15 protein-coding genes are annotated in these 15,062 nt (G+C 70.9%); 7 read left to right on the plus strand and 8 right to left on the minus strand.

The genetic code is table 11. The annotated features are described in order from the left end of the window. Positions 1-34: 34 nt before the first annotated feature. Positions 35-1,150 carry a hypothetical protein gene (locus ACRWK8_RS04405; protein WP_431868496.1) on the minus strand — a complete coding sequence of 372 codons (1,116 nt, stop codon included), beginning with the start codon at positions 1,148-1,150 and terminating at the stop codon, positions 35-37. 495 nt (positions 1,151-1,645) lie between these two features. Here ACRWK8_RS04405 and ACRWK8_RS04410 point away from each other — a divergent pair, with 495 nt between their 5' ends. The 3 genes from ACRWK8_RS04410 (at position 1,646) to ACRWK8_RS04420 (ending at position 4,945) form a co-directional block, all read left to right on the plus strand. Beyond that, entirely contained in the window at positions 1,646-2,911 is a 1,266-nt protein-coding gene (locus tag ACRWK8_RS04410; RefSeq protein WP_431868498.1) for a GAF domain-containing protein, read from the plus strand. Positions 2,912-3,020: 109 nt separating this feature from the next. Continuing rightward, entirely contained in the window at positions 3,021-4,544 is a 1,524-nt protein-coding gene (exaC, locus tag ACRWK8_RS04415; protein WP_378738959.1) for an acetaldehyde dehydrogenase ExaC, read from the plus strand. Continuing rightward, positions 4,544-4,945, plus strand: coding sequence for a DUF779 domain-containing protein (locus tag ACRWK8_RS04420; protein WP_431868501.1), 402 nt, complete (start codon positions 4,544-4,546; stop codon positions 4,943-4,945). Before exaC ends, ACRWK8_RS04420 begins: the two co-directional genes overlap by 1 nt. Positions 4,946-5,023: 78 nt before the next feature. Here the strand turns inward: ACRWK8_RS04420 and mnhG are convergent, their stop codons facing one another. Genes mnhG through ACRWK8_RS04450 form a run of 6 tightly spaced genes read right to left on the minus strand, consistent with a single transcriptional unit; the run spans position 5,024 to position 11,815 of the window. After that, positions 5,024-5,434, minus strand: coding sequence for a monovalent cation/H(+) antiporter subunit G (gene mnhG / locus ACRWK8_RS04425; protein WP_378738955.1), 411 nt, complete (start codon positions 5,432-5,434; stop codon positions 5,024-5,026). Further along, a complete protein-coding gene (locus ACRWK8_RS04430) occupies positions 5,427-5,750 on the minus strand; it encodes a monovalent cation/H+ antiporter complex subunit F (protein WP_378738953.1) in 324 nt (107 codons plus the stop codon). Before ACRWK8_RS04430 ends, mnhG begins: the two co-directional genes overlap by 8 nt. Further along, on the minus strand, positions 5,747-6,358 hold the full coding sequence (locus ACRWK8_RS04435; protein ID WP_378738951.1) for a Na+/H+ antiporter subunit E: 612 nt from the start codon (positions 6,356-6,358) through the stop codon (positions 5,747-5,749). The genes ACRWK8_RS04430 and ACRWK8_RS04435 overlap by 4 nt, the downstream gene beginning before the upstream one ends. Continuing rightward, a complete protein-coding gene (locus ACRWK8_RS04440) occupies positions 6,355-8,022 on the minus strand; it encodes a Na+/H+ antiporter subunit D (protein WP_378738949.1) in 1,668 nt (555 codons plus the stop codon). Before ACRWK8_RS04440 ends, ACRWK8_RS04435 begins: the two co-directional genes overlap by 4 nt. A 2-nt stretch (positions 8,023-8,024) precedes the next feature. Continuing rightward, the gene (locus ACRWK8_RS04445; protein ID WP_378738946.1) at positions 8,025-8,858 is read right to left on the minus strand and encodes a Na(+)/H(+) antiporter subunit C; all 834 of its coding nucleotides are present in this window, start codon (positions 8,856-8,858) and stop codon (positions 8,025-8,027) included. Next, the gene (locus ACRWK8_RS04450) at positions 8,855-11,815 is read right to left on the minus strand and encodes a Na+/H+ antiporter subunit A (RefSeq protein WP_431868635.1); all 2,961 of its coding nucleotides are present in this window, start codon (positions 11,813-11,815) and stop codon (positions 8,855-8,857) included. Before ACRWK8_RS04450 ends, ACRWK8_RS04445 begins: the two co-directional genes overlap by 4 nt. Positions 11,816-12,060: 245 nt before the next feature. Here ACRWK8_RS04450 and ACRWK8_RS04455 point away from each other — a divergent pair, with 245 nt between their 5' ends. The 3 genes from ACRWK8_RS04455 to ACRWK8_RS04465 all read left to right on the plus strand — a co-directional run bounded on the left by ACRWK8_RS04455 (position 12,061) and on the right by ACRWK8_RS04465 (position 13,960). Next, positions 12,061-12,555 (plus strand): MarR family winged helix-turn-helix transcriptional regulator, encoded by a 495-nt coding sequence (locus ACRWK8_RS04455; protein WP_378738943.1) that lies wholly within the window; start codon positions 12,061-12,063, stop codon positions 12,553-12,555. A 140-nt stretch (positions 12,556-12,695) separates the two neighbouring features. Further along, positions 12,696-13,352: a ClpP family protease gene (locus tag ACRWK8_RS04460; protein ID WP_378738941.1), complete on the plus strand. Its 657-nt coding sequence runs from the start codon at positions 12,696-12,698 to the stop codon at positions 13,350-13,352. Then, positions 13,349-13,960, plus strand: a complete 612-nt coding sequence (locus ACRWK8_RS04465) for an ATP-dependent Clp protease proteolytic subunit (RefSeq protein WP_431868505.1) — start codon at positions 13,349-13,351, stop codon at positions 13,958-13,960. Before ACRWK8_RS04460 ends, ACRWK8_RS04465 begins: the two co-directional genes overlap by 4 nt. 39 nt (positions 13,961-13,999) lie before the next feature. On the opposite strand, the gene ACRWK8_RS04470 is transcribed toward ACRWK8_RS04465, so the two are convergent. Then, the gene (locus ACRWK8_RS04470; protein ID WP_431868507.1) at positions 14,000-14,443 is read right to left on the minus strand and encodes a helix-turn-helix domain-containing protein; all 444 of its coding nucleotides are present in this window, start codon (positions 14,441-14,443) and stop codon (positions 14,000-14,002) included. Between the two features lie 342 nt (positions 14,444-14,785). Between ACRWK8_RS04470 and ACRWK8_RS04475 the strand changes: the two genes are divergently transcribed. Then, positions 14,786-15,049 carry a GlsB/YeaQ/YmgE family stress response membrane protein gene (locus tag ACRWK8_RS04475; RefSeq protein WP_378738935.1) on the plus strand — a complete coding sequence of 88 codons (264 nt, stop codon included), beginning with the start codon at positions 14,786-14,788 and terminating at the stop codon, positions 15,047-15,049. Positions 15,050-15,062: the final 13 nt, after the last annotated feature.

Genomic DNA, 15,062 nt, shown 5'->3' on the forward strand with positions numbered 1-15,062 from the left:
CCCGGGGCGAGGTCCGGGGCGCCCTCCGGGGGTGTCAGTGCCGGGGCGGGCCCTGCTGCCGGGCTTGAACCCAGGCCTGCTGGGCGCGGACCTGGTGCTCGCGGACGAGTCGGCTCCGGTGCTCGCCGCGCTTCACGCTGAGCGTGATCACGAGGATCAGCGAGACGAAGAAACCGAGCACGACGGAGAGCATCAGGGTCCCGAACCCGGCCATCATCCGCTTGTCGTAGGCGACGGCGACGTCGGTGTCCGCGACCACGTACTCCAGGCCGGGCCGTCCCGTGCAGGTCAGGTCGTACTCGCCCGGGGCGCTCAACTCGACCGACCGGACCAGGCGCCACTCCTCGTGGCTGTACCCGACCACCTTCTCGGTGAGCCTCGGGGCGCCCGCGCCGTCCAGGACGCAGGAGATCCCGTCCTCGTCCTCGTGCGGGACGTTCGAGTACAGGCCCAGGGACCCGGTCTGCTCCTCGGTGACCTCGAAGGTGGCCGTGCCGCCGGTCCGGATGACCTCGCTGGCGTGCTCCGGGGGCAGGTCGTAGGAGAACCCCGTCACGATGGCGGTCACCCCCACGGCGACGCCGACGGGCAGCACGAGGGCGCTGGCCAGGATCGAACGGCGGCGCGGGCGGAGGTCCCCCGCGGGGATCTCGATCCGGGGCGGGGGCGGGGCGTACCCCGGGTGGAACACCGGCGGTCCCACGGGCGCGCCCGTGAACGCCATGTGCTCGCGCCGGGCCCGCTCCCCGCGTCGACGGGCGATCCGGCTGGACCGGATGACGAGCACGGTCACGCAGGTGATCAGTGAGACGAGGAAGGCCAGCATCGGCGTCAGGACACCGCCGACCACGAGACCCGGTGCGGCGCCGGGGTTGCCGCTCAGCAGGAGGATGCTGACCAGCAGGCTCACCGGGAAGAGCGTGCCGGTCCAGTACCAGTGCCGGGAGGGCCGCACCCGCGTCGGCTCCTCCTGTGGCGGCTCGGGGACGGGCGGCCGGGGCGGGAGGTGGTGCGGGGGCGGCGGCGGAGGTGCGCCCTGCGGGGGCCCGGGCAGCCCGAGGTCGGGGGCGGCCGGGGGTCCGCCCGCCGGTGGAGTCGCCTCGGGGGTCGAACCGGCCTCTGGAGCGGGGCCGGTCTCTGGGGTCGACATGGGGGCCTGCTTTCGCGGGTCAGTTTCGGTGCGGGGACTGCTCGGAGGTCGTCGCCGACCCGCGGCGCGGGGCCGTGACCACGCCGACCACGTTCGCCGCGGAGGTATCCGGTGCACGAAGGGAGGGGACGGGGGAGGGGCGCGGATGCTGAGGGGGACGCCCCATGCACGCAGTGTCCCAGAATCCCGTGACAGAGGTGGATGCGTGGGATTCCTCCGTCGCGGGCGGGACACGGGGCCGTCCTCCCCCCGGGACGGGGCACCCGGCGCGGCCCCCGGGGTCCGGGGAGCGTCGAATCGGTGACGGTACCAGCCAGGCCCATCACCGGCGCGGTCCCCGGGCCCGGGGCGCGTTCGGGCACGGACGTGACGTGCGCGGGGCAACTCGCCGGTGGTTCCGCCCGGAACCCCTTGTCAGGACCGGGCGGCGAGGATTGACTCAGGGGCCCGGCCCGGACACCCGCCGGGTCCAGCCGTCGCGACGAAGGGACGCCGATGTCCGGGGTATGGAACGCGTGGTCATGGGAGACCGACCCCGAGGCCCTGCGACGGGACGTGGCCGTCGCGCACGAACGCTTCACCTGCTCCGGTCGGCTCAGCGGACGGGTCCGGCCGGTGGTGGGGGAGTCCTGGCGGCGCAGTGTCCTGCACGGGGTGGACCCCGACCGTACGCTGCCCCGCCTCGAACTCACCGGCCCCGCCCTGCACACCCACCGCAGCGCCCACCCCCTCGCCGCGGCCATGCCGCTGCTGCGCCGCCTCCTCCTGGACACCGCGCCCGGGCCGCAGATCGTGGCGGTCGGGGACGCGTCCGGCCGCCTGCTGTGGGTGGAGGGCGACCACCACCTGCGCGGCCGCGCCGAGGCCATGCACTTCGTCGAGGGCGCCGACTGGCGTGAGAGCTCGGTCGGCACCAGCGCGCCCGGCATGGCGCTCACCCTCGACCACGAGGTGCAGGTCTTCGCCAGCGAACACTTCAGCCGGGGCGTTCAGCACTGGAGCTGTTCGGCGGCCCCGCTGCACGACCCCGACACCGGCGCGCTGATCGGTGTCCTCGACCTCACCGGAGCGGACCCCCTCGCCTCCCCGCAGGCGCTGGCCCTGGTCAGGGCGGCCGCCACGGCCGCCGAGATGGAGATCCGGGCGCAGCGGGCCAGCGGGTTCCTTCCGGCTCCCCGCACGGAGGGAGAACCGGCCCGCCTACGGGTCCTCGGCCGCGACCACGGACTGTTCGAGGCGGACGGCCGGACCGTCGAGCTCAGCACCCGCCACTCCGAGATCCTGCTGCTCCTCGCCCGCCACCCGCGCGGCCTGACCGGTGACGCCCTCGGCGCCCTGCTGCACGAACGGGACGCCGCCCCGGTCACCGTCCGGGCCGAGATGTCCCGGCTGCGCCGCCTGCTGGGGTCGGGGCTGCTGGCCTCACGCCCGTACCGGTTGTGCCGACCGCTCACCACCGATCTCGACGAGGTCCGACGTCTCCTGGCCGACGGCGGCTGCCGCGAGGCCGTCGCCCTCTACGAGGGGCCGGTGCTGCCCCGGTCGGAGGCGCCCGGGGTCGCCGAGGCCCGGGAGGAACTCCAGGCCGAGGTGTGCGAGGTGCTCGCCGCCGGAGCCGACCCCCAGGCGCTCCTGGCCTGGTCGGAGCGGCCCGAGTGGCGTGAGGACCCCCGGGTCCTTACGGCCGCCCTGCGCGCCCTTGACCCGGGCTCACCCCGCCACGCGGCCCTCCGGGGACGGCTCCGCAGGCTCGGATCCTGACCGCGCAACGTGGTCGCAACCTGCCGGTCACTAGCGTCACGGTTCCACGTTCCTGGAGGAGCCGGGCGCCCCGCGCGCCCGCGCAGTGAACACGAGGAGGCAACGCGCCATGGTGATCTACGCGCCCCCCGGTGAGTCCGGCGCCGTCGTCGAGTACGCGCCCCGCTACGAGAACTGGATCGGCGGCGAATGGGTCCGGCCGGTCCGGGGCCGCTACTTCGAGAACCCCAGCCCGGTCACCGGCCGGACCTTCACCGAGGTCGCGCGGAGCGGGGCCGAGGACGTCGAACTCGCCCTCGACGCCGCGCACGGGGCCGCCCCTGCCTGGGGCCGCACCTCGGCGGCGGAACGGGCGCTGGTCCTCAACCGCGTCGCGGACCGGATGGAGGAGAACCTGGAGCGGCTCGCGGTGGCCGAGAGCTGGGAGAACGGCAAACCGGTCCGTGAGTGCCTGGCCGCCGACATCCCCCTCGCGATCGACCACTTCCGGTACTTCGCCGGGGCCGTCCGCGCCCAGGAGGGCCACAGCTCCCAGATCGACGCGGACACCGTCGCCTACCACTTCCAGGAGCCGCTGGGCGTGGTCGCCCAGATCATCCCGTGGAACTTCCCGATCCTCATGGCGGTCTGGAAACTCGCCCCGGCCCTGGCGGCGGGCAACGCCGTCGTCCTCAAGCCCGCCGAGCAGACTCCGGCGTCCATCCTCGTGCTCGTCGACCTGATCGCGGACCTCCTCCCGCCCGGGGTGGTGAACATCGTCAACGGGTTCGGGGTCGAGGCGGGCAAGCCGCTGGCCTCCCACCAGCGGGTCCGCAAGGTGGCCTTCACCGGTGAGACCACCACCGGCCGCCTGATCATGCAGTACGCCTCGGAGAACCTCATCCCGGTCACCCTGGAACTGGGCGGCAAGAGCCCGAACGTCTTCTTCGCGGACGTGGCCGCCGAGCGCGACGCCTTCTACGACAAGGCGTTGGAGGGCTTCACCATGTTCGCCCTCAACCAGGGGGAGGTCTGCACCTGTCCGTCGCGTGCCCTCGTGCAGGGCTCGGTCTACGACGACTTCATGGCCGACGCCCTGGAGAGGGTCGGCCGGATCAGACAGGGCGACCCCCTGGACACCGAGACCATGCTCGGCGCCCAGGCCAGCAACGACCAGCTGGAGAAGATCCTGTCCTACGTCGACATCGGTCGTCAGGAGGGTGCCCGGGTGCTCGCCGGGGGCGGCCGGGCCGAGATGGAGGGCGACCTCGCGGGCGGCTACTACGTCAGCCCGACCGTCTTCGAGGGCCGGAACGACATGCGGATCTTCCAGGAGGAGATCTTCGGCCCCGTGGTCGCGGTGACGCGCTTCGACGACTACGCCGACGCGGTGAAGACCGCCAACGACACCCTGTACGGGCTCGGCGCGGGCGTGTGGACCCGTGACGGCAACACCGCCTACCGGGCCGGCCGGGACATCCAGGCCGGGCGCGTGTGGGTGAACAACTACCACGCCTACCCCGCGCACGCCGCGTTCGGAGGGTACAAGCAGTCCGGGATCGGCCGCGAGAACCACAAGATGATGCTCGACCACTACCAGCAGACCAAGAACCTGCTGGTCAGCTACTCGGAACAGGCGCAGGGGTTCTTCTGATGGACGACTCCCCACGGAGGGCGGGCGCCGAGCCCGTGCAGCGGGTCGCCCTCACCGAGAGCGCGGCGGCCCTGCTCCGGGAGCTCACCGCCGAACACGGGCCGCTGATGTTCCACCAGTCCGGCGGCTGCTGCGACGGCAGCTCCCCGATGTGCTATCCGGTGGGGGAGTTCCGGACCGGCGGCTCCGACGTGCGTCTGGGCGACCTCGACGCCGGACTGCCGGACCCCGTTCCGGTGTGGATGTCGCGGTCCCAGTTCGAGCTGTGGCGCCACACGCACCTGACCATCGACGTCGTCCCCGGCCGGGGCTCCGGCTTCTCCGTGGAGGCCCCGACCGGCCACCGGTTCCTGGTCAGGTCGCGGCTGATGACCGACGAGGAGGCGGAGCGCGCGGAGTGAGGGCGCGCCCGCCGTGGGAACGGCCGGGGCCGGAAGAACGCCGTTCCTCCGGCCCCGGCCCGCGTTCTCCGCTTCTCGCTACGAGGTGCTACCGCCGCTCTCCTGGGCCTTCTCGGCCCGGCGCTTGGCGTCCAGGCGGTCGGCCAGTTCGTCGGTGACCACGAGGTCCTCGCGGATGCGGCCGGTCCGGTAGCCCACACGGGCGGCGATGTGACCGGCGACCGGGACGGTGACCACCTGGAAGAGGCCCACCAGGATCAGCGTGCCGATGCTGAAGGTGCCGGTCTCCTCCTGCGGGACCAGACGCAGGGCGATCCCCACCAGCACCAGCAGCAGGCCCAGGACCTGCGGCTTGGCGGCGGCGTGCATACGGGAGAGCAGATCGGGGAACCGGATCAGACCCACGGCCGCGACCAGGGACAGCAGGGCCCCCGCCAGGATGCACAGGATCGCGATCCAGTCCAGGACGTTGACGAGCTGGTCACTCACTGCTCTCCCCTTCCCCCTTGGTCCCCGGGTGGATGGTGTCCTCCGGGCGGACGTGCTCCTCGGGACGCCGGGCCACGAACTTGGAGATGCTGATCGAACCGACGAAGCCCAGCAGGGACAGCACCAGCAGGATCGGCAGGATCGTGGGGTCCCGGAAGTACGCGGCGTAGGCGCCCAGCCCGGTCAGGGCCGAGGCGAGCAGGACGTCCACGGACAGCGCCCTGTCGAGGATGCTCGGCCCCAGCAGGAGCCGGGCGGTGCACAGCAGCGCGGCCACCCCGAGCAGGACGGCGACGATGACCCACAGCGCGCTCACGTGTTCCCCTTCCCGGCGGCCAGGGCGGCCTCCAGATCGGCGATGTTCTCCCGGGTGCCGAGCGCGCGCACGATGCGCTCCTCCAGGTCGAGGATGTCCGCCTTGGCCTTCTCCGCCTCGGCCTCGCTCTCCGCGCCCAGGACGTGCACGTACAGGACGTGCTCCGGTTGGGCGACCTCGACGATCACACTGCCGGGGATCACCGAGACGGTGATGGAGGTGCACACCAGCATCAGGTCGGAGTCGGTGCGCAGGCGTACGGAGACCACCGAGCTGCGTACCGGAGGCCCCGGACGGAACACCTGGGTCGTCACCTGGAAGCTGGCGACGGCCATCTTCCCCAGGACGTAGAAGAACATCCGCACGCCCTGCACGGGCCAGAACCGGAACCCCGGGACGATCGGCGGCAGCGGGAAGACCAGCATGACCGCCACGGACACCGTGAAGCCGAGGAGGGCGATCCCCAGCGACTCCGTGCGGAGCTGGAACCCGTCGAAGAGCAGCATCCAGACCACGGTCATGCCGAGGGCGACCGGGACCTGCACCTTCCCCAGACGGTGCCGGATCGCCCGGGCGCCCTGCTTCTTCCTGGTCTTCAGATCGTTCACTGTGAACCTCCGGATCCGAGGACCGCCTCGATGTAGGGCGTCTGCGCGATCAGCTCGACGGCGGCCTCCGAGGAGTACGCGATCAGCGGACCGGCGAACACGGTCATGGCCAGCCCGAACGCGACCAGCGCGATGGTGGCGCCGACCATGCTCTTGGGCAGGACCACCGAGGTCACCACGGGGGCGGTCGCGGTGGTGGTGTCACCGAGCCGGGACGACGGGCCGACCGCCTCGCCGGACGGGCCGAGCGCCGCCGTCGAGGTGTCGTCGGCCTCGGAGTCGTCCAGCACGGTGCCGGGCTCGGCCACCATGCCCTCGGACGGGGTCCGCCAGAACGCGTAGTTCCAGACCCGGGCGATGACGTACAGGGTGAGCAGGCTCGTCAGGACCGACGCGCCGACCAGCGTGTAGGCCAGCGGGGTGCCGGACTCCACACCGGCCTGGATCAGGCCGATCTTGCCGAGGAAGCCGGACAGCGGCGGGATGCCGCCCAGGTTCATCGCGGGGATGAAGAAGAGGATCGCGAGCATCGGCGCGATCTTGGCCAGACCGCCGAGGTGGTCCAGGGAGGTGGACCCTCCCCTGCGTTCGATCAGCCCCGTCACCAGGAACAGCGTGGTCTGCACGGTGATGTGGTGCGCGATGTAGAACACCGCGCCCGCCATGCCGAGTTCGCTCCCCAACGCCACACCGAACACCATGTACCCGATGTGGCTGATCAGGGTGAACGACAGCAGACGTTTGATGTCCGTCTGCGCCACGGCTCCCAGGATGCCCATGATCATCGTGGCCAGCGCCACCCACATGAGCATCTCGTTCAGCTGCGTGCCGGGGAACATCAGGGTCTCGGCCCGGATGATCGCGTACACGCCGACCTTGGTCAGCAGGCCCGCGAACACGGCCGTGACCGGCGCGGGCGCGGTCGGGTAGGAGTCGGGCAGCCAGGCCGCCAGCGGGAACACCGCCGCCTTGATGCCGAAGGCCATCACGAGGATGACCTCCAGGACCAGGGCCAGCTCCGTGGAGATCTCCGGGAGGCGCTCGCCCAGCTGGGCCATGTTCACCGTGCCCGTCGCGCCGAAGATCAGCGCGATGGCGATGAGGAACAGCACCGAGGAGACCAGCGATACCACCACGTAGATGGCGCCCGCCCGCATGCGCGACTGCGTGCCCCCGAGGGTCAGCAGCACGTAGCTGGCGGTCAGCAGGATCTCGAACCCGACGTACAGGTTGAAGAGGTCACCGGCGAGGAAGGCGTTGGAGACACCGGCCACCAGGATCAGGTAGGTCGGCTGGTACACCGACAGCGGCGCCACCTCGGCCTTGCCCGCCATCCCCTGGCCGATGGAGTAGACGAGCACGGCGAGCGTGATCGCCGCCGACACCGTCACCATCAGCGCGGACAGCCGGTCGGCCACCAGCGTGATGCCGATCGGCGTCTCCCAGCCGCCCACCTGGACGGCCTGCGGGCCGAACATGTCGGCGCCCACCATCAGCGCCGCGCCGATCACCAGCACCAGCGTCAGGGTGATGACGCTCAGCCACTGCTGGACGCGGGGCCAGCGGATACCGAGGGCCAGCTTGACCCCGGCCGCGAAGAGCGGCAGTACCACCGGCAGGGGAATGAGGTAGTGGAGGATTCCGGCGAAGTAGTCCCATCCCATGGTCAGTCGTTCCCTTGCAGATCGCTGTCCTCCGCGCGAGCCAGGCGTTCCCGCTCGGCGCGCATGGTCTGGCTGGCCTGGCGCCGCTGCGAACGGATGCGGCGGCGCAGCTCGCGCCACAGCTCGCGTTCGGCGGCGCGGTCGGCGCGCCGGTGCTCACGCAGGCGCCTGCGGCCCAGCCGGATACGGCCGCGCAGCTCCGTGACCTGGTTGACCATGCTCTGCTGACGGTCGGTCAGGCGGCGCACGGTCTCCTCGGAGCGTTCGTCGCCCTGGCCGTCCTCGGCCTCGACCTCGAACCGGGCCAGCTCGGCCTGGGCCGCCGCGATCTCCGCCTTGATACGGGCCTGTTCGGCCAGCTCCTGGGCGTCGGCCGCGGCGATGGTCGCCTGGAGTTCGGCGCGCTGGCGGCGGATGTCCGCCCGCAGTCGGCGGCGCTCCTGGAGGAAGCGCTGCCGCACGGCGCGGCGGCCCTCGCCCTGCACGATCCGGAGGTCCTCGGCGTCGTCCTGGACCTCGTCGTTGCCCTCCAGCTGCCAGCTTCGGTAGGCCAGCGCCAGCAGGAACGCCGTGATGCCGAGGGTGATGACGATCGCCGTCAGGATCATCGCCTGCGGCAGCGGGTCCGTCATCTCGTCGTTGGTCGGCGTGAACCACAGGACCGGCGGGCCGCCGGCCTGCCCGGCCATGGCCAGGATCATCAGGTTGACGCCGTTGCTCATCACGATGAAGCCCAGCAGCACACGGGTGAGGCTGCGCTCCAGCAGGAGCACGACGCCGACCGCGACGAGGACGCCGATGACGAGGACGAGGGTCAGGCTGGGTGACTCGCTCACGAGGTGACCTCCTCTGCGCGGGCGGCGGTTCCGGGCGCGGAGCCCTCTTCCTCGGCGTGCGCGGCGTCCCGTTCGATCTGTTCGTCGATACGGGCTCCGAGGCTGCGCAGGATGTCCAGGATCAGGCCGATCACCAGCAGGTACACGCCGATGTCGAAGAACAGCGAGACCGTGATGTGCGGGCTGCCCAGGATCCCGAGGTTGATGTACCAGTCGTTCCCGGCGAGCACGTCGCCGCCGAAGATCGCGCCGCCGATCGCCACGCCGGTGGCCAGGGCCAGTCCGGCGCCGATCAGGGCGCCCGGCTGCACCCACGCGGTGGCGTACAGCTCGAACCTGCCGCCCGCGAGGTAGCGGACGATGAACGCCAGCCCCGCCACGATGCCACCGGCGAAACCGCCGCCGATGTCGGTGTGGCCGGTGAGCATCAGGTACAGCGAGATGATCATGATCACCGGGAAGAGAAAGCGCGAGACCACCTCGAAGATCAGTGACCGGCGTTCGGTCGGCAGGCTGTCGGCACCCGGCAGCCAGGTCCGGTTCCACTGCGGCTTCACGTGCATGTTCTGCGGGGCGACCCGGAGGTCGCCCAGGTCCACGCTCCCGTGGCCGTTGGTGGGCTCGGGGGGCTGGGTGACGGACAGTGCCATCACGCCGCCCGGGGCCTTGCGGGGCTGGGCCCGGCGCCGGACGAACATCAGGCTGGCCACACCGGCGGCCGCGGCGGCGAGCACCGAGATCTCACCCATGGTGTCCCAGGCTCGGACGTCCACCAGCAGCACCGAGATGATGTTGTAGCCGCCCGCCTCCTTCGCCGCGGCCGGGTAGCCCGCGGAGATCGAGGGCTCCAACCGACCGGCCAGTGCGAACCAGGTCATGGTGGCCACCATCAGACCCGTCGCCAGGCCGATGATCATGTTCCAGATCCGGCGGCCCTTGAGGGCCGGTGCCGAGAAGTGGGACGGGAAGCGGCGCAGTACGAGGACGAAGACCACCAGGCTGACGGTCTCCACCAGGAACTGGGTGAGCGCGATGTCCGGAGCTCCCTGGAGGAAGTACAGCGCGGCCACGCCGTACCCGCCGATGCCGACGAGGATCACCGCGAACAGGCGGCGCCGCACGAACAGGATCAGCAGGCAGGTGATCACGATGATCAGGGCCGGGATGATCTGGACCGGCGTGTCCCAGAGCCGGAGCTCCGGTTGCGGTCCGGCCCAGATCCGGCCGGAGACCATCGGGATCCCGGCCGCCACGACCAGGACGATCAGGATCGTGCCGAGGTAGACGGGGAGCGAACCGCGCTGGGTGCTGCCGGTGACCTGGAGGGCCAGGTTCTCCAGACCGGCGAGCATCCGCCGGTAGTTGCGCTCGGGGTTGACGAAGGCCAGGCGGGTGCCCAGCCACACCACCCGGTTGCGGAAGGAGAAGAGGACCAGACCGCCGACCACGCAGATCGCGGACAGCAGGAGCGGGAGCTCCCAGCCGTGCCACAGGGCCAGGTAGGACTGGTACGTCTCGTGCTCACCCTGCGGGACCGTGTCGGCGTAGACCGCGAAGAGGGGGTCGGCCCAGTAGGAGAGGAGACCGCCGACCAGGCTCAGCGCCGCCAGGACCACGGCCGGTGCGAGGAAGAGCGCGCCGGGGGCGTGGACCGGGGTGGGCTGGACGCCCTCCTTGTCGAAGAAGGCGCCCCACAGGAAGCGGAGGCTGTAGGCGACGGTGAGGGTCGATCCCAGGACCAGCCCGACCAGGACCACGGTGTCCAGGGTGCCGCCGTGGGTGTAGGCGCCGAAGGCCAGTTCCTTGGCGGCGAAGCCCGCGGTGGGCGGCAGACCGGCCATGGAGGCCAGGGCCACGATCGAGACCCAGTAGGTGGTGGGCATGGACTGGCGCAGGCCGGACAGTTCGCGCAGGTCCCGTGTTCCGGTGCTGTGGTCGATGATGCCGACCACGAGGAACAGCGGGGCCTTGAACAGCGAGTGCGCGACCAGCATCGCGACGCCGGCGAGGGCGGCGGCGCGGGTGCCCGTGCCCAGCAGGGCGATGAGGAAGCCCAGCTGGCTGATGGTGCCGTAGGCCAGGACGAGCTTGAGATCGTACTGGCGCAGCGCCTTCCAGCCGCCGAAGACCATGGTGGCCACGCCGAAGAACAGGGCCATGCCCTGCCAGACGGCGACGTCCCCGAAGGCCGGGGTGAGGCGGGCGACCAGGTAGACGCCGGCCTTGACCATCGCCGCGGCGTGCAGGTAGCCGGAGACCGGCGTGGGCGCCTGCATGGCGGCGGGCAGCCACAGGCTGAAGGGGAACAGCGCCGACTTGGACATGGCGCCGATCATGATCAGCACCAGGGCCGAGGTGACGACGGGGCCCGTGGCGGGCGGGTCGGCGACGATCTCGGAGATCACGTAGGTCCCGGCGGTCTCACCGAGCATGATCATGCCGACGAGCATGGCCAGTCCGCCGAAGGTGGTGACGGTCAGGGCCGTCATCGCCGCCCGGCGGCTCTCCTTCACCTCGGCGTTGTGACCGACGAGGAGGTAGGAGAAGACCGTGGTCAGCTCCCAGTAGATGAAGAGCTGGATGAGGTCGTCGGCCAGCACGAGGCCGAGCATGGCCCCGGCGAAGGCGACGAACACACCGGCGAAGCGTCCGAGGCCGGGCTCGGAGTCGTTGAAGTAACGCGCGCAGTAGATCAGGATCAGCGTGCCCACGCCCGCGGCGATGAGCGTCATGACCAGGCCGAGGGCGTCCATGTGGAGGCCGAGCCGGAGCGAGAACTGGGGTGCCCACGCGACGGACTCGGAGAGGCTCTCGCCGTTCAGGACGGCGGGAAGCTGGAAGAGGGCCCACACGGTGGCCAGACCCGGGACGATCGCGAGCGCGTAGAAGCCGTTACGGCCCCAGAGGCGCACCAGTAACGGTGCGACCGCAGCTGTGATGAAATGCGCGACCAGCACTGTTGTCAATGCGCCCCTCCCGGACCGGTCCGGGCCCACCCGGGTGTTCGGGCGGACGTCCACGCCCCGCAGCAGACAACTCCGCCACAACCGGATCGGTGTACGGGGTGTCGTTACCGTTTTGAGGGGGCATGGATTAACTTGAACTTGCGTGCGCAAGCTATTTAATAGCTAGACTACACAAACGTCAAACCTCCGCGCGGGTCGAGGACCCGCGTCACTGCCCAGCCTGCGAGGACCGTTTCGTGCCCGACGAGACCCCCGAGCCCTGTTCTGATCAGCAGGAATCACCCGAGCCCAACGCCGCTGAACTCGAGGAGTTCCAGCGTGTGTGGACCGAACTGATCAACGCGGCGCTCCATGCGCGCTCACGCGGCGGGCACGGGCATCGCGGTGCCGAGGAACTCACCCTGACACAGTCGTTGCTGATGGAAGCGGTACGCGGCATGGACAGTCCGAGTGTCGGTGCGGTTGCTCACATCGTCGGCGTGTCGTCCCCGTCGGCCACGCGGATGATCCAGCAGCTGGAACGCAAGGGAATGATGGTCCGGCGCCGTTCGGAACGTGACGAACGCAGCACCGTGGTGGCCATCACGGAGGAGGGCGAGCGGGTGCTCGCCGAACGGCGCAAGTACATGGAACGAAAACAGCGCCAGGTCTTCGACGCGATAAGGCCCTCGCTGCGTCCCGTGGTCCTCGATGTCCTGCGCGACCTGCGTGAGGCCATAGACGACACCTGAGTCGTCCCCGGTGCTCTGCCCGTGGCAGATCTGCCCCGGGCCGAAACGGTGGAGGTCGGAGCCCGCACCGGCCCAGGCTGGGAGGACCGGCGGGAACGGACGTGTGGTCCGTTCCGCGAACGCCGGACCGAGGAGGGCCCATGCCGATCCACCAACAACTCGTCGCGGAGCACGCGCCGGGTGGGAGCTTCGACGACCAGCTCGCGGCACGGCTGCTGCGCAACCGCGTCGTGCTCCTGGGAACGCAGGTCGACGAGGACAGCGCCAACCGTGTCTGCGCCCAGCTGCTCCTGCTCGCTGACGAGGACCCGCACCGGGACGTCACCCTGGCGATCAACAGCCCCGGCGGCGTCGTCTCCGCGGGTCTCGCCATCTACGACACGATGAACTTCGTCCCCAACGACGTGTCCACCCTCGTCATGGGGTTCGCCGCGAGCATGGGCCAGTTCCTCGCCTGCACCGGCGCGCCCGGCAAGCGGTACAGCCTGCCGCACGCGCGGATCATGATGCACCAGCCGTCCGGGGGCCTGGGCGGTACGGCGGCGGACATCGCCATCCAGGCGGAGAACCTCGCGCACACCAAGCGGACGATGATCGAGCTGATCGCGCGGCACAGCGGTCAGAGTGCGGAGACCATCACCGCCGACCAGCACCGGGACGCCTGGTTCACCGCCGAGGAGGCGCGGAACTACGGCTTCGTCGACCACGTGGTGGAGTCGATCGACCAGATGGAGGGCGTGATGCGCCTGGGGCGGGGCTCGACCGGCTTCGGAGCACGGACGGGGGATCCCCGATGAGCGGGCGCTACACGGTACCGATGGTCATCGAGCGGACCCCCAGCGGCGAGCGCTCGTTCGACGTGTTCAGCAGGCTGTTGTCCGAACGCATCATCTTCCTGGGCACGCCGCTCGACGACGACGTGGCCAACGTCGTCATGGCGCAGATGCTGCACCTGGACTACGAGAGCCCGGACCTGGACATCCAGCTGTACATCAACTCGCCGGGCGGCTCGAACACCGCCCTGACCGCCGTCTACGACACGATGAGCTTCGTCCGCGCGGACGTCGCCACGGTCTGCATGGGGCAGGCCGCCTCCGCCGCGGCGGTGCTGCTCGCCGCCGGGGCCCCGGGCAAACGGGCCGCGCTGGAGCACGCCCGGGTGCTGCTGCACCAGCCGTCCACGGAGGGCCGGGGGGAGGCCGCCGACCTGGAGATCCAGGCCGCCGAGATCCTGCGGGTCCGGTCCCAGGTGGAGGAGATCCTGTCGCGGCACACCGGCCAGACCCAGGAGCGGTTGCGGGCCGACACCGACCGGGACATGATCCTCACCGCGTGGCAGGCCCGGGACTACGGCCTGGTGGACGAGGTCATCACCACCCGCGACCTGACGCGGGTCACCGCCTGAGCGGGCGCGGCCCCGGGGCGGACCCGGGGCCGTCGTGGGTCAGGCCGCGAGCGACACCACTCCGGTCCGGCGGTACGGCGCGGGCGTGTGGACCGACCGGCTCCTGAGGAGCACGCTCGGAACCCCCGTGCCCGGTTCGTCGACGACGCGGGAGGACCTGGGCTGGGTGACGGCCCCGTACCGGGCGACGAGGGTGCGCCGGTGGAGTTCCCCGAGGACGTCGATGATGCTCAGACCCAGGGAGCGGTAGATCGCGGCGAGGACCTCGGAGGAGGCCTCCTTGCGGCCGCGCTCGACCTCCGACAGGTAGGGGAGGGACACCTGGGCGTCCTCGGCCACCTCGCGCAGGGTGCGCCCCTGCTCCACCCGGGTGCGGCGCAACAGGTCACCGATGAGGTCGCGCATCAGGGGCTCACCGGGACGCGCCCGGGAGCGGTCGCCCTCGCGGGCCTCGTCCAGCGCGCGCAGGACGCCTTCGGACATCGGTGCCTCCCGTGTTGCCGTGTCCCGACCCTTCGAGCCTACGCCGCGCCGGTCCCGTACCGGGAGGGGTTCCGGGAGCCTTCTGCGGACGGCAGAACCCCGAGGGAGCGGACCCGCCCCGAGACGCGTGGCTCCCGCGTCCCGGCGTGGCTCCCCCGCCGCATTGCGAGGCGCGAACGGCTTCCGGGTGTCGGAGAGGGTCCTTGGTCCCGGCGCGGGGTCCATCGGGGTCCGCGGAGATGCCCCCAAAGTGCACAATGCGGGGCAAAGGATGTGTCTGGTCCGGTGTCCACGGCTTCCGGAGCGGGAACGGGAGGAACGCGTCTACCTGGGGAGGGACTCGTGGAGATCTCTGGAATCATCACCGCGATCATCGTTGGACTGATCATCGGTGCGCTCGGACGTCTCATAGTTCCCGGAAAGCAGCACCTGCCCATCTGGCTGACGCTGCTCCTGGGCATCGTGGCCGCCTTCGTCGGTGGCTGGATCGCGAGCCTCTTCACCGGGTTCTGGTTGTTCGTGCTGATCGTTCAGGTCCTGGTCGCCGCAGGCATCGTGTACCTCGCCGACGGCATGTACTCCAAGAACAACACCAGCACGGCCTGATCCGCCGCACCGC

It is taken from the genome of Nocardiopsis eucommiae (assembly GCF_965344335.1).
Taxonomy (GTDB): domain Bacteria; phylum Actinomycetota; class Actinomycetes; order Streptosporangiales; family Streptosporangiaceae; genus Nocardiopsis; species Nocardiopsis eucommiae.